The organism is Pararoseomonas sp. SCSIO 73927, from assembly GCF_037040815.1.
Lineage (GTDB): Bacteria > Pseudomonadota > Alphaproteobacteria > Acetobacterales > Acetobacteraceae > Roseomonas.
This window is the reverse complement of record NZ_CP146232.1, coordinates 2,420,974-2,437,902: the sequence shown is the minus strand read 5'-3', so window position 1 is coordinate 2,437,902 and position 16,929 is coordinate 2,420,974. Positions and strand designations below refer to the sequence as shown.

The 16,929-nt window shown below is 72.6% G+C and carries 18 protein-coding genes; 8 read left to right on the top strand and 10 right to left on the bottom strand.

Features of this window, described 5'->3' with window-relative positions:
• The first annotated feature begins 20 nt into the window (after positions 1-20).
• Positions 21-785, top strand: a complete 765-nt coding sequence (locus VQH23_RS11530; protein WP_338665786.1) for a DeoR/GlpR family DNA-binding transcription regulator — start codon at positions 21-23, stop codon at positions 783-785.
• A 42-nt stretch (positions 786-827) separates the two neighbouring features.
• Here VQH23_RS11530 and phnF read toward each other — a convergent pair whose 3' ends face one another.
• From phnF to VQH23_RS11500, 6 genes are all read right to left on the bottom strand, one after another.
• The gene (phnF, locus tag VQH23_RS11525; protein WP_338665785.1) at positions 828-1,550 is read right to left on the bottom strand and encodes a phosphonate metabolism transcriptional regulator PhnF; all 723 of its coding nucleotides are present in this window, start codon (positions 1,548-1,550) and stop codon (positions 828-830) included.
• A complete protein-coding gene (locus VQH23_RS11520; protein ID WP_338665784.1) occupies positions 1,547-2,233 on the bottom strand; it encodes a methyltransferase domain-containing protein in 687 nt (228 codons plus the stop codon). Before VQH23_RS11520 ends, phnF begins: the two co-directional genes overlap by 4 nt.
• Positions 2,234-2,388: 155 nt before the next feature.
• Complete coding sequence (locus VQH23_RS11515; RefSeq protein ID WP_338665783.1) at positions 2,389-2,925, bottom strand: MOSC domain-containing protein; 537 nt, start codon at positions 2,923-2,925, stop codon at positions 2,389-2,391.
• Positions 2,926-2,933: 8 nt separating this feature from the next.
• Positions 2,934-3,395, bottom strand: a complete 462-nt coding sequence (locus VQH23_RS11510; RefSeq protein WP_338665782.1) for an opioid growth factor receptor-related protein — start codon at positions 3,393-3,395, stop codon at positions 2,934-2,936.
• 39 nt (positions 3,396-3,434) lie between these two features.
• Positions 3,435-4,031 (bottom strand): DUF938 domain-containing protein, encoded by a 597-nt coding sequence (locus tag VQH23_RS11505; RefSeq protein ID WP_338665781.1) that lies wholly within the window; start codon positions 4,029-4,031, stop codon positions 3,435-3,437.
• Positions 4,032-4,169: 138 nt separating this feature from the next.
• Positions 4,170-5,081: a fatty acid desaturase gene (locus tag VQH23_RS11500; protein ID WP_338665780.1), complete on the bottom strand. Its 912-nt coding sequence runs from the start codon at positions 5,079-5,081 to the stop codon at positions 4,170-4,172.
• A 124-nt stretch (positions 5,082-5,205) separates the two neighbouring features.
• Here VQH23_RS11500 and VQH23_RS11495 point away from each other — a divergent pair, with 124 nt between their 5' ends.
• The 4 genes from VQH23_RS11495 to VQH23_RS11480 all read left to right on the top strand — a co-directional run bounded on the left by VQH23_RS11495 (position 5,206) and on the right by VQH23_RS11480 (position 9,268).
• The gene (locus VQH23_RS11495; RefSeq protein WP_338665779.1) at positions 5,206-6,018 is read left to right on the top strand and encodes an ABC transporter ATP-binding protein; all 813 of its coding nucleotides are present in this window, start codon (positions 5,206-5,208) and stop codon (positions 6,016-6,018) included.
• Positions 6,015-6,842, top strand: a complete 828-nt coding sequence (locus VQH23_RS11490; protein ID WP_338665778.1) for an ABC transporter permease — start codon at positions 6,015-6,017, stop codon at positions 6,840-6,842. The genes VQH23_RS11495 and VQH23_RS11490 overlap by 4 nt, the downstream gene beginning before the upstream one ends.
• 41 nt (positions 6,843-6,883) lie before the next feature.
• Positions 6,884-8,164 (top strand): cytosine deaminase, encoded by a 1,281-nt coding sequence (locus tag VQH23_RS11485; RefSeq protein ID WP_338665777.1) that lies wholly within the window; start codon positions 6,884-6,886, stop codon positions 8,162-8,164.
• Between the two features lie 318 nt (positions 8,165-8,482).
• On the top strand, positions 8,483-9,268 hold the full coding sequence (locus VQH23_RS11480) for a DUF3750 domain-containing protein (protein WP_338665776.1): 786 nt from the start codon (positions 8,483-8,485) through the stop codon (positions 9,266-9,268).
• A 30-nt stretch (positions 9,269-9,298) separates the two neighbouring features.
• Here the strand turns inward: VQH23_RS11480 and VQH23_RS11475 are convergent, their stop codons facing one another.
• Positions 9,299-9,778, bottom strand: a complete 480-nt coding sequence (locus tag VQH23_RS11475; RefSeq protein WP_338665775.1) for a MarR family winged helix-turn-helix transcriptional regulator — start codon at positions 9,776-9,778, stop codon at positions 9,299-9,301.
• 163 nt (positions 9,779-9,941) lie between these two features.
• Here VQH23_RS11475 and VQH23_RS11470 point away from each other — a divergent pair, with 163 nt between their 5' ends.
• Positions 9,942-10,661 carry a class II aldolase/adducin family protein gene (locus tag VQH23_RS11470; RefSeq protein ID WP_338665774.1) on the top strand — a complete coding sequence of 240 codons (720 nt, stop codon included), beginning with the start codon at positions 9,942-9,944 and terminating at the stop codon, positions 10,659-10,661.
• 59 nt (positions 10,662-10,720) lie between these two features.
• Complete coding sequence (locus VQH23_RS11465) at positions 10,721-11,680, top strand: tripartite tricarboxylate transporter substrate binding protein (RefSeq protein WP_338665773.1); 960 nt, start codon at positions 10,721-10,723, stop codon at positions 11,678-11,680.
• 348 nt (positions 11,681-12,028) lie between these two features.
• Here the strand turns inward: VQH23_RS11465 and VQH23_RS11460 are convergent, their stop codons facing one another.
• From VQH23_RS11460 to VQH23_RS11450, 3 genes are all read right to left on the bottom strand, one after another.
• Positions 12,029-13,741, bottom strand: coding sequence for a Na/Pi symporter (locus VQH23_RS11460; protein WP_338665772.1), 1,713 nt, complete (start codon positions 13,739-13,741; stop codon positions 12,029-12,031).
• Positions 13,742-13,801: 60 nt separating this feature from the next.
• Positions 13,802-14,815, bottom strand: coding sequence for a phosphate ABC transporter substrate-binding protein PstS (pstS, locus tag VQH23_RS11455; protein WP_338665771.1), 1,014 nt, complete (start codon positions 14,813-14,815; stop codon positions 13,802-13,804).
• 407 nt (positions 14,816-15,222) lie between these two features.
• Positions 15,223-15,876 (bottom strand): hydrolase, encoded by a 654-nt coding sequence (locus VQH23_RS11450; RefSeq protein WP_338665770.1) that lies wholly within the window; start codon positions 15,874-15,876, stop codon positions 15,223-15,225.
• 177 nt (positions 15,877-16,053) lie between these two features.
• Here VQH23_RS11450 and VQH23_RS11445 point away from each other — a divergent pair, with 177 nt between their 5' ends.
• Positions 16,054-16,929 (top strand): LysR family transcriptional regulator, encoded by an 876-nt coding sequence (locus tag VQH23_RS11445; RefSeq protein ID WP_338665769.1) that lies wholly within the window; start codon positions 16,054-16,056, stop codon positions 16,927-16,929.

Sequence of the window (16,929 nt, the reverse complement as noted above, 5' to 3'; positions counted from 1 at the left end):
ACCTCACCTAGAATCCGGCCATGCGACGCCGACGAACGCGCCACGACGAGATCCTGGCCGCCCTGGCCGCCGGCGACACGGATGTGGACGCCCTGGCGGCGCGCTTCGGCGTCTCCGCCTCTACCATCCGCCGCGACCTCAACGCCCTGTCGGAGCAGCGGGCGGTCGCGCGCACCTATGGCGGCGCCATCCTCGCCGCCCCGCACATTGAATCCAGCCTGCGCGCCCGCACCGGCCAGCACCGCGCCGCCAAGGCCGCCATCGCCGAGGCCGCGCTGGACCTGATCGGGGAGGGCGAGACGGTCATCCTCGACGGCGGTTCCACCGTGGAGGCGCTCGGGCGCCTCCTGCGCGGCCGCTCGCTGCGCGTTGTCACCACCAACCTGCCCCTGATCCCCGTGCTGGCCGATGCGCCCGGCATGGAGCTGGTGGTGCTGGCCGGCACGGTCCGCCCGATCAGCATGTCCACCGTCGGCCCCCTGGCCGAGCAGGCGCTCCGCCACCTCACCGCCGACCGCGTCTTCATGAGCGCGGACGGCGTGCTGCCCGGCCGCGGCGTGTGCGAGGCGACGCTGGAGCAGGTCTCCCTGAAATCCCTGATGATCCGGCAGGCGCGCGAGGTGGTGGTGCTGGCCGACGCCTCGAAGCTCGGCCGCCACGGCCAGCCCTTCTGGGCGCCCCTGCCCGCCGCGGCGGCCGGCGGCTGGACCCTGGTGACGGACGCACCCCCCGCCGCCTGCGCGCCCTACGCCGAGGAGGGCGCGCGGGTGATCCGGGCGGGCTAGAACGGGGAGGGCCGGGGCGCGACCCGGGTCACGACCGGCCCCCTACCCTCCGATCTCGAAGGTCACACGGTCCGCGCACCAAAGGGCATGGCCGTAGAGGATCGGGCGGCCGTCGGGATCGGCATCCACGCGGGTCATGACGAAGACCGGCGAGGTCCGCGGCTGGTCCAGCAGCGCCGCCTCCTCCTGGGTCGGCATCCGCGCCTCGATCCGCGTGCTCAGCCGCCGGTAGTCCCGCACCCCGTAATGCGCGAAGGCGGCCGTGTAGGTCGTGTGCCGTGCCTTCACCTCGGCCCAGCCGGGGAAGCGGTCGAGCGGCACGTAGACGTCGGCCAGCTCGATCGGGACCCCGTCCGCCTCGCCGATGCCGTGGCGGTGGGAGACGGACTGCCATTCCGGGATCGCCAGCCGATCGCCGACGACGGGACCGGCCGGGACGACCCGCTCGAACAGCAGCCTCCCGCTCGGCTCGAAGCCCTGCTCGATCAGGTTGCGGGAGAAGCGGGTCCGCTCCGAAAGGGCATAGGAGAGGCGGCGCGGGCCGACGAAGGTCCCGCGGCCCTGCTCCGCATGGATCAGGCCGCGGCGCTCCAGGCTGGCCAGCGCCTGCCGCACCGTCGCCCGGCTCACGCCGAAGCGCTGCATCAGGGCGGGCTCGGTCGGGAGGCGATCACCCGACACGATCTGGCCCGTGCCGATCTCCTCCGCCAGCAGCGTCTCGATCCTCGCCCAGAGCGCCTGTCCCGGCTGTCGCGGCAGGCTCACGGGGCGGGGCGGTCCTGGCGGACCATGCGGAAGAGCAGCTTGTCCCGGGTGTAGTAGTCCAGAGCGTCCGTCAGGCGGGGAAAATAGCGCCTGTCCTTGGAGGCGGGGGTGAAGCCGTCAAAGCCGAAGCGCCGCACGGAGACGTCGAAGCCCGCGGCAAGGAAAGCTGCGGCGTAGTCGTCGGGCGAGCGGTCCTGGACTGGCGCGTTGGTCGTGCGGCCGATCTGTTCCCGCAAGGCGGGCCAGAGAGGCCCCTCGTTGTGGCAGCCCGTGACGGCGTAGTAGGTCCCGCCCGGCCGAAGCGCTGCGTGGATCGCGGCCGCGTGGGCGCCGAGGTCAGGCAGCAGGTAGATCACCTCGTAGGAGAAGGCGAGGTCGAAGCGGCCGCGCCAGGGCGAGAGGTCGGTCGCGACCGCGAATTCCAGCGGCGCGGGACCGGCCATAGCCCTGGCCGCGCGGATGGAGTCCTCGGCGATGTCGATGCCCACGCCCGCGCGGAAGGGCTTCAGGGCGTGCAGCAGCCGCAGGAAGCCGCCCCGGTTGCAGCCGAAATCCAGCACGTCGCGGGTGGAGAGGTCCGTCTCCGGCACGGTCTCGATGAAGTGGCGCCAGAGAGGGCGATGGGACTCCTCCATCGCTGGTTCACGGGCCGGGTCCGCGTGCCAGGTCGCGTAGCTGTCCATGCTGTTCCTGCCTCGATCGATCATCGTTGAGCAGGAACTGTCTTAGGCATGTCCGCGTGACAGTGGCGTGAATTCGTACGTACGACTGGACAATTTCGTGCGGCAGCCTCGCCCTGCATTCCCCGCGCAAACCCTCCCACTCCGGCACGCCGCCCTTATCGGTCCGCTCCGGCCTCCAGCACCCGCACCACAGCGTCGCCGGGCCGGATCACCCCGCCATCCAGCACGCGCGCGGTGATGCCGCCGTGCCCGCGCACGGCGTTGTAGCCGCCCTCGCCCAGCTCCTCGTCCATGCGGGAGCAGGGGTGGCAGTCGCCGGACCACTCCAGCAGCGCCTCCCCCACCCGGAAGCGCCGGTTCCGCAGCGCCGTCAGGTTGATCCCCTCCGTAACCAAGTTCCGCCGCAGCCGCTCCGGCGGCACCGCGTCGCGCCCGAGGTAGCTCGCGATTGCCCGCAGCCCTTCCGCCGCCACCAGCGTCACCTGCCGCGCCCCGTTGTTGCGGCTGGCGTAGCGGTCCCCCTCCAGCCCCTGCCCCGTCACGGCGAGCGCGCTCTCCACCACCCGCACCGGCTCCCGCCGCACCGCGCGCAGCCCGATCCACGCCACGCGCCCCGGCGCCACCGGCCCGTCGATCAGCCGCGCCAGCATGGAGCCGGGATTGGGGAAAAGGGATTGCTGCTCGGGTGGCATCCCGCCTTCTACGCCGCCCCGAGGGCGCGTTCCCAGTGGCGCAGGCTCTCCGCGTTCACCGGCCCGCCCGCCGCCGCGACCCGCGCCAGCAGGCCGGCGTGGAACCGCGCCGCCTCCTCCCGCCCCAGCAGGTCCCGCACGGCCGCGATGATCCGGGTGATCCGCAGGTGGTTGTGGTCGAGGCGCACCAGCCAGTGGTCCGTCCCCGCGTAGAACCGCGCCATCCGGTCCAGCGCCGCGCGCAAGCCGTCCTGCGCCCTCGGATCGGCCCGGATCGCCGCCGCCTCCTCCGCCCCCAGCACGGGCGATCCCGGCACGGCCCGGCTCGGCTCCCGCAGCGGGAAGAGCCACTGGATGACGTCGTGCACGGCCTCCAGCCGGTCGTCGCCGAAGGCCAGCACATCGGCCAGGCGGCGCCCCCGGCCATCGCGGCCATCGCCGCGCAGGAAGGCGTGGATGGGGTGTTCCATGCGGCCGGAACGCCGGGCACGCCGGTCCGGTTCGCCCCCCTACCGCCGGAAGACGAGGAGGAGGTTGTTGGCCGGCATCTCATGCGCCTCCGGCGCCCCGAAGCCCCGCGCCGACGCCTCCGCCGCCACCGCTTCCAGGTCCCGCACGCCCCATTCCCGGTTCCGGCGCCGCAGGTCCGCATCGAAATCCGCGTTGCTCGGCGCGGTGTGCTCCCCGCCCCGGCGATACGGCCCGTAGAGCACCAGCGGCGCCCCGGCACGCAGGCAGGCCGCCGCCCCGCGCATCAGGCCGAGCGTCGCCGACCAGGGCGCGATGTGGATCATGTTGCTGCACAGCACCGCATCCGCCGCCACCGCCGGCCACTCCCCCGCCGCGTCCAGCGCCAGGGCCGGGCGGATATTCCCCTGCCCCTCCGCCCAGGCGTCGATGCTGGCCCGCGCGGCGGGATCGGGGTCACTCGGCTGGAAGACCAGGCCCGGGAAGGCCTGAGCGAAATGCAGCGCGTGCTCGCCGGAGCCGCTGGCCACCTCCAGCACCACCCCCTGCAGCGGCAGCACCTCCCGCAGCACGGCCAGGATGGCGTCGCGGTTGCGGGCGGCGGCCGGCGCGCGGCGCCGCAGATCGTCGGAGGGCATGGCGCGCCATGTGCGCCCACCCGCAGGAAAGGCAAAGGGGGACGGCGGAGCGTCCTGTGCCCGCCCCCCAGAGCCGATGGCGGAGACCCTGTCCCGGACCGGGCGCGCCGCGCTCCGGGCGTCGGAGGGGGCGGGCGCCTACCGGGACCCGGCCTTCCGCAGCTCCCGGACGTGGTCGCGGTGCCAGGCCACGTACCCCGTCCCCACATGCGCCAGCCGCTCCCGCAGCAGCGCGTGCGCGTCGCGCAGCCGGTGGAAGGGGATGAAGGGGTAGAGATGGTGCTCCGCGTGGTAGGGCATCTCCCACATCAGCAGCCGCACCGGCGCCACCGTCATCATGGTGCGCGTGTTCGTCAGGCCGTTGGAATCCTCCGTGCAGCCCGTGTGCTCCGTCAGCAGGTACAGCCGCAGCACGGGCTGGCCGAGCAGCTGCGGCCCCACCCAGAACAGCAGCACCGCCCCCCAGCCGATGCCCAGCCCCACCGCGACGGCCAGCGCCACGGTGAGGACCGACCCCGCCCGGATGCTCCGGATCACCCGCGGCGCGGCCGCCGGGTGGATGAACGGGTAGGCCGAGAGGTCGCCGCGCCACCCCCGCGCCCAGACCGTCAGCTGCGCCCGCCAGTAGGGCAGGCCGACCACCCGTGCCGCGTAGGCCGGCAGGTCCCCCGGCGGCGGCGGGGACAGCTCCGGGTCGTTCTCCCGGTCCTGGGTGTGCTTGTGATGGGCCAGGTGGAAGGCCTGGTAGAAGTGCCAGTTCCGCAGCGCCGGCAGCGCCACCAGCCAGCCCACCACCGCGTTCACCCGGCGGGACTTGAAGGCCGTGTAGTGGCAGGTCTCGTGGATCGGCGCGAAAAGGGCCGCCTGCACCACCCCCGCCAGCAGCATGGCCGGCACCGCCAGGACCAGGGGCACCACCGCCACCAGCCACCCGGTCGCCAGGATCAGGGCGAGATGGACCCCCAGCCTCGCCCAGCCCCGCGCGTCGGAGCGGGTGTTGAGGTGCATCATCTCCCGCGGCCTCGGGGCCGCCATCGCCGTCGCGCCCATGCTCCCGATCCCTCTCAAGGCTGCTGCGGAAGCCAAGCAAGTCCTGCGCCGGACCGCCCCCTTCCCGGCGCCCCGCCCCGCTCCCCATCTTGACCGCGCGCCATCCGTCGCGGAAACGGCCGGCGTGCAGGAGGACAGCACCATCGCGGCCAGCGGCCACACCGCCCCGTTGCGAGAGGACAGCACCGGGCCGGCCCCCGTCGTCGCGCTCCGCGGCGTCACCAAGCGCTACGGCAACGGCACGCTGGCGGTGCAGGGGCTGGAGCTGGACATCGCCGCCGGCGCCTTCGTCTCCCTCCTCGGCCCCTCCGGCTGCGGCAAGAGCACCGTACTGCGCATGGTGGCCGGCCTCTCCCCCGTCACCGCGGGGCGCATCGAGTGGCACCGGGGGGCGCGCCCGAAGCTCGGCTTCGTCTTCCAGGAGCCCACGCTGATGCCCTGGAAGTCCGCCCTCGACAACGTCGCCCTCCCCCTCCGGCTGGAGGGCGTGGCGAAGGGGGAACGGCGCCGCCGCGCGCGGGAGATGCTCGCGCTCGTCGGCCTCGCGGAGTTCGCGGAGAGCTACCCGCGCGAGCTCTCCGGCGGCATGCGGATGCGCGTCTCCATCGCCCGCGGGCTGGTGACAGAGCCGGAGGTCCTGCTGCTGGACGAGCCCTTCGCCGCCCTGGACGAGATCACCCGCTTCCGCCTGAACAACGACCTTCTGCGCCTGTGGGAGGAGCGGCGCTTCACCGCCCTCTTCGTCACCCACTCCGTTTTCGAATCCGTCTACCTCTCGCAGCGCGTGGTGGTGATGGCCGCAGGGCCCGGCCGCCTGCACGCCGACCTGGCGCTCGACGCTCCTGCCCGGCGGGACGAGGCCTTCCGCACCTCCCCCGACTACGCCGCCCTCTGCCGCAGGGTCTCCGGCGCGCTCGAACGGGCCATGGCCGAGTGACCCCGCCCATCGACGAAAGGCGCCGCACCCTCGGCCTGCCCTCCGGCACCCTGCCGCGCATCCTCGCCCCGCTAGCGATGGGCCTCCTCCTCCTCGGCGGCTGGGAATGGGCCGTGCGGCACTTCGCCGTGCCCGCCTACCTCGTCCCCGGCCCCGTCCAGATCGCGCGAACCCTGGTGCAGGACTGGCCGGTCCTCTCCGGCTCGCTCGCCGTCACCCTCCAGATCACGGTTCTCGCCCTGCTGGTCGCCACCGTCGCCGGCGTCGCCCTCTCCGTGCTCTTCAGCCAGTCCAAATGGGTGGAGATGACCTTCCTGCCCTACGCGGTGATGCTGCAGGTCACCCCGGTCGTCGCCATTGCCCCGCTCATCATCATTTGGGTGGACAACGTCTCGGCCTCGCTCCTCATCTGCGCCTGGATCGTCGCCTTCTTCCCGATCGTCTCCAACACCACCATCGGGCTGAACAGCACGGACCGGAACCTGCTGGACCTGTTCCGCCTCTACGGCGCCACGCGCTGGCAGACGCTGCTCCACCTCCGCCTGCCCGCCGCCATGCCCTTCTTCCTCGCCGGGCTCCGCATCTCCGGCGGCCTCTCCCTCATCGGCGCCATCGTCGCGGAGTTCGTGGCCGGCACCGGCGGCGCCTCCTCCGGCCTGGCCTACCGGATCCTCGAATCCGGCTACCAGCTCCAGATCCCCCGCATGTTCGCGGCGTTGGCGCTCATCTCCTTCTCGGGCGTCGTCATCTTCCTCGCCCTCTCCCTCGTCTCGCACCTCGTGCTGCGCCGCTGGCACGAGAGCGCGCTGAAGAAGGATCGCTGACCCTGCCCGGCTTTCCCCCGATCCCCGCCGACGGAAGCGGGATGCTCCTCCACCGCGCCTCGGTCCCCGCCGTGCTGGCCGAAGGCGATCTCGGCCCCGCCGACGCGGACGGCCTCGTCCTCGCCGACATCCGCATCGACGCCGGCCGCATCGCCGCCGTGACGCCGGCCGCCCCCACCCCGCCCGAAGGCGCGCTGGACCTCGACCGCAGCCAGGTCTGGCCCGGCCTCGTCGATCCCCACGCGCACCTGGACAAGGCCCACATCCTCCCCCGCGCGCGCAACCCGGACGGCACCCACCCCGGCGCCGTGAAGGCCGTGGGCGAGGACCGCGCGGCGCACTGGACCGCGGAGGACGTTCGCCGCCGCTTCACCTTCGCCCTGCGCTGCGCCGAGGCGAACGGCGTGGTCGCCATCCGCACCCACCTGGACAGCCACGGCCCCCAAGCCGCCCTCACCTGGCCCGTCTTCGCCGAGTTGCGCGAGGAGTGGAGGGACCGCATTACCCTCCAGGCCGCCGCCCTCGTTGCCATCACCGCTTACGCCGGGGAGGAAGGCGAAGCCCTCGCCGCCCGCGTTGCCGCCACCGGCGGCCTCCTCGGCGGCAACACCCGCATCCCCGACGACAAGGACGGGGCAGAGCTGGAAGCCTCCCTCGACGGCCTCTTCCGCCTCGCGATGAAGCACGGCCTCGACATCGACCTCCACGTGGACGAGAGCGGCGACCCGAACGCCGCCACCCTCGGCCCCATCGCCCGCGCCGCCCTCCGCCACCGTTTCCCCGGCCGCCTCACCTGCGGCCACTGCTGCAGCCTCGCCGTGCAGGAACCGGAGGCCGCCGACCGCGTGATGGACCTCGTGGCGCAGGCGGGGATCACCATCATCTCCCTGCCGCCGGTCAATCAGTACCTGCAGGACCGCGTGCCCGGCCGCACCCCGCGCTGGCGCGGCGTCACCCTCCTCCACGAGCTCCGCGCCCGCGGCATCACCGTGCTGATCGGCGGCGACAACTGCCGCGACCCCTTCTACGGCTACGGCGACCACGACCCGATCGAGACCTTCACGGACTCCGTCCGCATCGCCCACCTCGACAAGCCCATCGGCGACTGGCCCGCCGCGATCACCGCCCGCCCCGCAGACCTGATGGGACTGCCCGACCACGGCCGCATCCGCGCCGGTGCGGCCGCCGACCTCGTCCTCTTCCGCGGCCGCACGATGGACGAACTTCTCTCCCGCCGCCGCGGCCCGCGCGTTGTCCTCTGCAACGGGCGCCCAACCCCGGTGGAGTTGCCGGACTACCGGGAGTTGGACGACCTTCTCTGACCTGCCCGGCCCTAAGGGGCTCCGCCCCTTGGATCCCCGCCAGGAGGCTGAGCCTCCTGGACCTGCATTGGGCTGCCGCGGAACTGACTTGAGACGTGGCACTGACGATGGGGCCCGATCCTGCCCCTGCAGTCGCCTCGGCTCCAGGAGCCGAGGCGCACCGTCAGCAATGTCCAGACCAACTCGAGAAAGAAGATGATGGTGAGGGGTCCGGGGAGAGGAAGAATTCCTTCTTCCTCTCCCTGGCCACAGACCGCCCCCACAGAACCGGCACGAACCTTGCGCCCCGCTGCGCCGCAACAAACATGAGGGCGGATCATGACCGTCCTCAAAGCCGCGCTCTTCCTCTTCGTCCTCCTCTACCTCGTCCCGCTCGGAGTCTCCGCCGCCCTCTACAAGGCCAGGGCGTCGGGCACGGATTGGCGGGCGGCGGACCGTTCCAGCGCCGGCCTCCTGCCGCCCGCCGCCCGCAATCCCGGTGCCGTGGTGCGCGTCTACGCCGCGCCCACCGTGCGCTGGCGCGGCGTCTTCGCCGTGCACTGCTGGATCGTTTTCAAGCCGGAGGGCGCGGCCTCCTACACCCGCTACGACTACACGGCCTGGGGCGATCCCATCCGCATGAACGGCTTCGCGCCCGATGGCCGCTGGTTCGGGCAGGTGCCGGAGACCGTCTTCGCCGCCGATGGCCCTGCCGCCGCCGCCATGATCCCGCCGATCCAGGCGGCGATCGCGGACTACGCCTGGAGGAACCAGGGCGACTACCGCGCCTGGCCCGGCCCCAACTCCAACACCTTCGTCGCGGCGATCATGGAGGCGGTGCCGGCCATCGGCCTCACCCTGCCGCCCAACGCCATCGGCAAGGACTACCCGCATGACGGCCGCTGGCTGCGCCCTACCCCGTCCCGCACGGGCCTCCGCCTCTCGCTCGGCGGCTATGCCGGCCTCACCCTCGCCTGGGTGGAGGGGATCGAGGTGAACATCCTCGGCGCCGTCGCCGGACTGGACCTGCGCCGCCCCGCGATCAAGCTGCCCGGCCTCGGCCGCATCGGGATGCGCGGGCCGGAGGGCACGGGCAACCCGCCCCTGCCGGCGGAAGCCGGCTAGACGCTCCCTCGGTGGAGGCGGGCTAGCCGTTCACCCGGCGGGGGCCGGCTGGCCCTCCGCCGCCCGCCGGATCGGCGCCGGCGTCACCTCGTTGTGCAGGTCCGCCAGTTGCGCGATCAGCCGCAGGAAGGTTTCCCGGTCCGCCGGGGGCAGGGGCGCCAGGAGCCTGTCCTGCACCCGCCGCACCGGCTCCTCCACCCGCAGCAGCAGCTCGGCCCCGGCCCCGGTCAGCCGCAACCGCTTCGCCCGCCGATCCGCCGGCGCCGGCTCCCGCAGGATCCAGCCCTTCGCCTCCAGCCGCTCCAGCACGCCGCCGAGGGTGGACCGGTCGAAAGCGATCAGCGCGGAGAGCCGCGTCGCGTCCACCCCGGGATAGGCCCGGATGGCAAACAGCGCGCTAAACTGCACCGAGGTCAGGTCGTGCTCCCCCACCTCCTCGGCGAAGATGGCGCCCGAGATCTGCTGGGCGCGCCGGATCAGGTGCCCGGGCATCCCGTAGATCTCCCGCATCGGGCCGTCATCCCTGCCTCCCCTCAAGCCCCGTGTCCCCTCGCGTGGTGGTGCCGCCGATATTGACGGCATACTGAAAGAACGCATACTGCCTTTCAACGAAACACGTCCAGGGAAGCGGGATGGAAAGGGCCGCGCCCGCCATTCCCCGGGAGTTCGCGGCTTGAGCCAGGACCTGCACGCGCTGCTGGGCGACCTCGTCGTCGCCAACCGGATCCTCGCGCATGAGGGCGTCCTCGACGATTTCGGCCACGTCGCCCTGCGCCACCCCGGCCGCCCGGACCGCTTCTTCATCTCCCGCTCCCGCTCGCCGGAGCTTGTCACGCGCGACGACCTTCTTGAGTTCGCGCTGGACGGCACCCCCGTCGATCCCAAGGGCCTGCGCCCCTACCTGGAGAGCGTGCTGCACGCCCGCATCTTCGCCGCGCGCCCGGACGTGAACGCCACCGTCCACCACCACGCCCCCTCCGTGATGCCCTACACGATCGTGGACGTGCCGCTGCGCCCGGTCATGCACATGGCGTCCGTGATCGGCGGCGAGGTTCCGGTCTGGGACAGCCGGGACGAGTTCGGCGACACCAACATGTTGATAGACGACGCCTCGCGCGCCGACAGCCTCGCCAGGGCGCTCGGCGGCGGCACCTGCGTCCTGCTGAAGAATCACGGCGCCGCCGTCGCCGCGCACTCGCTCCCCGCCGTCGTCTTCATCAGCGTCCGCATGAAGGACAATGCGGAGCTGCAGTCCCGCGCGATGGCGATGGGCACGCCGCGCTTCCTCACGGAAGGCGAGACCCGGCTGACGGCCGAGATGCTGATGGGCGAGCGCCCGCTGGACCGCGCCTGGTCCTACTACCGCGCCCGCGCGGGGTTCAGCGGGATCTGATCGCGTCGGCGCGAGAAGCCGCAAAGGCCCGCGCCAGAACTCCATAACGGAGAACGTCCATGCGCATCCCCCGCCGCGCCCTCGCCGCCTCTCTCATCCCCCTCCTGCCGCGCGCCGCCCGCGCGCAGCGCCGCACCGTCCGCCTCGTCGTTCCCGCCGCCCCTGGCGGCGCCATCGACGTGATCGGCCGCATCTACGCCCCCCGCCTCGGCGATGCGCTGGAGCAGAACTGGGTGGTGGAGAACCGCTCCGGCGCCAACAACACCCTCGGCGCCGCGGAGGTCGCCCGCGCCGCGCCGGACGGCACCACCCTCCTCGTCAACGCCGACATCCACCTCATGGCCCGCCGCGTCATGCGCGCCGTGCCCTACGATCCCGTGGCGGACTTCACCCCCGTCGCGCGCCTGGCCACCGCCCCCATGGTGCTCGTCGGCAATCCCCGCACCACGCCGGAGGGCGGCGTCCCCGCCCTCGTCGCCGCCATGAGGGCGCGGCCGGAGGCCTTCCCCTTCGCCAACTCCGCCCTCGGCGCCATGGGGCACCTGGCGACGGAGAGCTTCAAGCAGAAGGCCGGCGTCGACAGCCTCGTCGTCTCCTACCGCGGCACCGCCCCGGCCATCACCGACGTCCTCTCCGGCAACGCCGCCCTCATGGTCGCCCCGCTCGGCTCCGCCCTGCCCCACATCGAGGCCGGCCGCCTGCGCGCCTTCGCCGTGATGGGCCCCCGGCGCTCCGACCGCGCCCCGGCCATCCCCACCATCGGGGAGGGCGGCATGCCCGGCCTGGACTTCACCCTCTGGTACGCCGTGTGGGGCCCCAGAGGCCTTCCCGCCGCCGAGGCCGACCGCCTTAACGCCGCCATCCAGGCGCTGGCCCGGGACCCCGACATCCGCGCCCGGATCGCCGAAGGGGGCGCCGAGCCCGTGGCCGAGGACCGCGCCGCCTTCGCCCGCTTCATCGAGGCGGAGGCCGAGCGCAACGCACGAATCGCGCAGGTGGCGGGCATTCAGCCGGAGTAGGGCAGGCCTTTGTCCTGATCTTGCGGGACCGGAGAGGGCGCTGCCCTCTCCAGACCTCTCCCGCCAAGGGCCTGAGGCCCTTGGAACCTCATCTGGCTGCCGCGGGACTGAACTGAAGCGGTGCGCCAAACCCCGGCGCACCTGTCCCGCCCTTGCAGTCGCCTCCGCTCACGGAGCCGAGGCGCACCGCCAACGAAGGATCGCTAACTCGAAGAAGAAGATGATGGCGGGAGGTCCGGAGGGAGGAAGAATTCCTTCTTCCTCCCTCTGGCCACGGCGGCACCGCGAAGGCTCAGGACAGCATCTCGCCGCTCTCAGGCCTCACGAGCCACACGCAGCGGCCCCGCTTCACCCCGCCGGCTGCGGCGCCAGCCCCAGGCCCGACGCCTGGACCTGAGCCGAGGCGGGCACGAGCGCGACGCGGGGCACGGAGCGGCGCTCCGCCTCGAGCCGGTCCACGGCCTGGAACACGCGCTCGGCGCTGCCGAGAAGGGCGAGGACCGCGCCACGCTGTCCGGGCGCCACGGAGGCGCCGAGGGCCAGGGTGCGCGCGCGCAGGTCGGCGATCAGCGCGTCGCCCTCGGTCTCCGCTGTACCAGTCGGCCGCGGGGCCTGTCCCGCCGGCATCGCGACCGCGAGCTTGCGGGCGATGCCGTCCAGGATGGCGTCCACCACCGGCTTCGCCTCGGGCGCGAACTCCTCGCGCTGCACGCGACGGGCCACTTGGTGGAGCGCGTCGGAGAGGTTCGCGGCCACGTCCGCCTCCTCGACGAGGCTGGCCACCTGCTCCGCCCGCCCGGTGGGAAGGTCCGGCGTGAAGAGCGAGGCGGCGAAGGCGCGGATGTCGCGGTTCAGGATATCGAGCGCCGTGTGATGCTCCGCCGCAACGTGCGGCGCGGTGGGCGTGCCGCGCGCCGTCTCGACGAACAGGGCGCTGGCCGCGACGTGGCGCGCGATCTCCTGCTGCACCGCGGCCAGCGCCGTGGGCAGCTCGGCGCGGGCGGAGGCGGAGAGGTACTTCGGCGTGGAGTAGTCCTCCACGTCCTCCGAGGCGTCGCGGCCGATGCGCGACAGCACGCGCTCGAACACGCCGATGAAGGGGTAGAGGAGGATGACGTTGAAGATGTTGAAGAAGGTCGAGTAGAGGCCGATCGCGACGGGAACCAGCGGGTAGGTCTCGCGCCCGTTCACCACCACCGGCACGCCGGGGTCGCCGCCGAACCAGCCCATGGCCCAGCGCAGCACCTCCATGGAGACGAAGAAGAGCGGGATCGTCACCAGCACGCCGATGATGTTGAAGGAGATGTGGGCGTAGGCGGCGCGCTTGGCGTTGCGCGAGAGGTTGAGCGAGGCCATCCAGGAGGTGATGGTGGTGCCGAGGTCGGCGCCGAGGGAGAAGGCCACCGCCGTCTGCCAGTCCAGCACGCCGGAGGCGCCCAGCCCCATGACGATGCCGATGGTGGCGGAGGAGGAGTGGATCAGCGCCGTGATCAGCGCGGCGGTCACCACGCAGGTCAGCAGCCCGGTGAAGGTCTGGGCATTGAGGCCGGAGATGGCGGACATCACCTCGGGCATGGCGCGCAGCGGGCGCAGGCCGCCGGTCATCAGGTTCAGCCCGTAGAAGATCAGCGCGAAGCCCATGCAGGCCAGCGCAATGTTCTTCACCTTGTCCGACTTCGCGAAGATGTACACCAGGGCGAAGATGCCGCCGAGCAGCAGCCCCAGCGGCCCGAGCGGCAGGGCGATGAGGCCGTTGCCGAGGGTGGTGCCGATATTGGCGCCCATGATCACGCTGATCGCCGGGCGCAGCCCGACCACGCCCGCATTCACCAGCCCGACGACCATCACCGTCATCGCGGTGGAGGACTGGATCACGCCGGTGATGAGGGTGCCGGCGAGCACGCCCTTGGCCGGGGTGCCGGCCAGCCGCGCGAGCAGGTTGCGCATCTTGGTGACGGCGAGGGACTGGATGCCGTTGGCCATGAACTCGAGGCCGAGCATGAAGATGCCCAACCCCCCGATGACAGGCACGATGACCTGCGTGAAGACGTCAACCTGCATGACGCGTCTGTTCCTTCTCGGTGATCGGCCCGGCGAAGCGCTGGCCGGGCTGCCGGATGCTCAGCGGGCAGCGGCCGGGGCGGCGCGCCAGTAGTCGGAGACCTGGCGCACCACCGCCTCGGGCAGGGGCACGAGGCCCAGGGCGGCCGCGTCCTCCGCCCGCTCGGTCAGCGCCATGCGGAAGAACTCGGCCACGTGGCGGCCGCGGGCGGCGCTGGCGGGCTGGCGCGGGGCGACCACGAAGACGGTCGCGGTGATCGGGTAAGCCTCCTCTCCCACCGGGCCGGCATCGGCCCCGGCGAAGTGCTGCGCGGGATCCCAACGGGTGCTCGCCAGGGCGTCGCGCAGCGCCGGCAGGGTGGGCGCGACGAAGCGGCCCGCGCGGTTCTCCACCAGCGCGACCGCGAGGCCGCGACCGGCGGCCTGCCCCGCCTCCACGTAGCCGATGCTGTTCTCCGTGGCGCCCACGCGGTCCGCCACCGCGCTGCTGCCGCGAAGCCCGGTGCCCACGGGCCAGCGGGGCAGCGTCTCGGCCCCGATGCGGGACCGCCACTCCGGGCTGCCGCCGGAGAGGTAGTTCGTGAAGTGCCAGGTGGTGCCGGAGCGGTCGCTGCGGTGGACCACGGCGATGGTCGCCTCAGGCAGCCGCAGCCCGGGGTTGAGCGCGGCGATCGACGGGTCGGACCAGCGCGTCACCTCGCCGAGATAGATGCGGGCGAGGATGGGGGCGGAGAGGCGGAGCGCGCCGGCCCCGACGCCGCGGATGTTGGTGACCACGGCGACGCCGCCCGTTGCGATCGGGAACTGCGCCAGGCGGTGCCGCTCCACCTCCTCGGCCGGCATCGGCACGTCGGTGGCGCCGAAGTCGACGGCGCCCTGGAGCACCCGCATGATCCCGCCCATGGAGCCCACGGGCTCGTAGTCGAAGCCGCCATCCACCGCGAAGGCGCTGCCGCCCTCACCCTGGAGCGAGCTGTAGACCTGCCCCCAGCGCGCGAGCAGCGGGTGCGCGAAGGTGGAGCCGGCGCCGGCAAGGCCGTCCGCCAGGGCGGGCCGGGCGGATAGGACGAGCATGGCCGCCGCCACGAGAAGGAGAGCGTTGCGCCGCAACATCCGTGCCTGCCGATCGCCAGCGCGCCCTGCGGCCGCTGCCCTGGAGCGATGGCCCGGTCCCCACGACCGGTTCCCGCGCCAGCAGGGCCGGGCTAGCGAAATTGTTATGCCGCGGCAAAAGACAGGTTTGTGACGGTCCGGAAACGGATGTATCGGAACAACCCCTTTCGGCCGCTTTCCGGACCCGTTCACCATGGCCAGGGCCGCGGGACGGCCCTGGCCATGGGAAAGGACGAGGGAACGGGGCTGCAGGCATCGCGAGGGGGCGGAAAGCGGCCCCTACCGGAGAGGGACGGCCCCCGCGCGATGGGTTCCGGGGAAAGGCGGCACGGCTGGCGGCCGCCCCTCCTCCCGGCCCCCCGCCGGTATCAGCGCACGCTGCCCTCCACCGGCGTGTTGAGCAGCTGCTGCTCCCACAGGTAGGCGATGCCGCTGGCGCCGCCGTGCTGCTTCATCACCTCGATCACGCCGGCGACATGATCGGTGCGGGCCCAGTCGCGCTGCCATTCGGCGAGCACGGCGAACCAGGTCATCATGTTCACCCCGGCCGCGATCATGCGCTGGATGGCGACCTCATGCGACTCGACCGACATGCCGCCGGAGGCATCGGTGACCACCGTCACGTCCCAGCCCTCGCCCGCCGCCTGGATCGCCGGCATGGCGACGCAGACCTCGGTCCAGAGGCCGGCGATAATCAGCTGCTTGCGGCCGGTGGCCTTCACGGCGTCCACCGTCGGCTTGTCCTGCCAGGTGTTGACGAAGGTGCGGTCGATCACCTCCTGGCCCGGGAAGACCTCGGTGATCTGCGGGAAGATCCGGCCGCCCTGCCGGGCGATCACGCTGGTCAGGATCGTGGGCACGTCGAAGGCCTTCGCCGCCTTGGCCAGTCCGACGGAGTTGTTGAGCACCGTCTGCGGGTCGTGGCTGTTCAGGTTGGTCATCTGGAAGGGCTGGTGATCGATCATCACGAGCACCGAGTCCTCGGGACGGAGCAGCGAGTCGAGGCCGTTGCGGAAAGTCATGCGGGGATCCTTTGCCGTCTTTTGCCGTCTTTGCGGGTGAGCCGGGTTCGCCGGGCACGCGCGCCGGGAAGGGCGCCGGGAAGGGCGCCGCTTGGGCGCGGGGATCAGGTCATCGCCGCCTGTGGTAGGCTAGCGCCGGATCGTGCCGAGCTGTGTCGCGGAACGGGGAACACCGGATTGAACATCGAGGACCTGCTGACCTTCGTGGAGGTCGCCGATGCCGGGGGGATCACCGCCGCGGCGCGCCGGCTCGGCGTGTCCAAGTCCATCGTCAGCCGGCGGCTCGTCGGGCTCGAGGCGGAGCTCGGCGTCCAGCTCCTCGCGCGGACCACCCGCGGCGCTGCCCTCACGGTGGCGGGGACCACCTTCCGGGACCATGCCGCCCGGATTGGCGCCGAGATCGAGGCGGCCAGGGAGGCCCTCCTGCCGGAGGGCGACCTCCGCGGGCGCCTGCGGATCGCCATGCCGCTCTCCTTCGGGCCGACCCACTTCGCCCCCGTGCTGGCGGAGATGGCGCGGCGCCACCCGCGGCTTCACCTTCACGCCGCCTACAGCGACCGCTTCGTCGACCTCGTCGCGGAGGGGTTCGATTGCGCGATCCGGGTGGGCTACCTGCCGGATTCCAGCCTCGTCACGCGGCGCGTCGGACCGATCCTCGGCAAGCTCGTCGCGAGCCCGGCCTACGTCGAGGCGCACGGGTCACCCGAGACGCCGCAGGAGGTGCTCGCGCACGAGGCCCTCATGCAGGGGACGGAGGCCTGGCAGTTCATGGACGGCGACAGGATCATCACGGTCAAGCCGCAGGGGCGCTTCAAAGCGGACAACGCCCCGGCCCTCGCCGCGGCCGCCGCGGCGGGCCTCGGCGTCGCCTGGCTCCCCGACTGCGTCACCTACCCCTACCTGGCCTCCGGCGCGCTCGTCCCGATCATGCCGCGCTATCCGCCGCCGACGGCGGGCGCCTACGTCGTCCGCCCGCCGGGCCAGCACCCCGCACGGAAGGTGCGGATCCTGACCGAGATGCTCATCGACTACTTCGAGAGCGCCCCCTTCTGA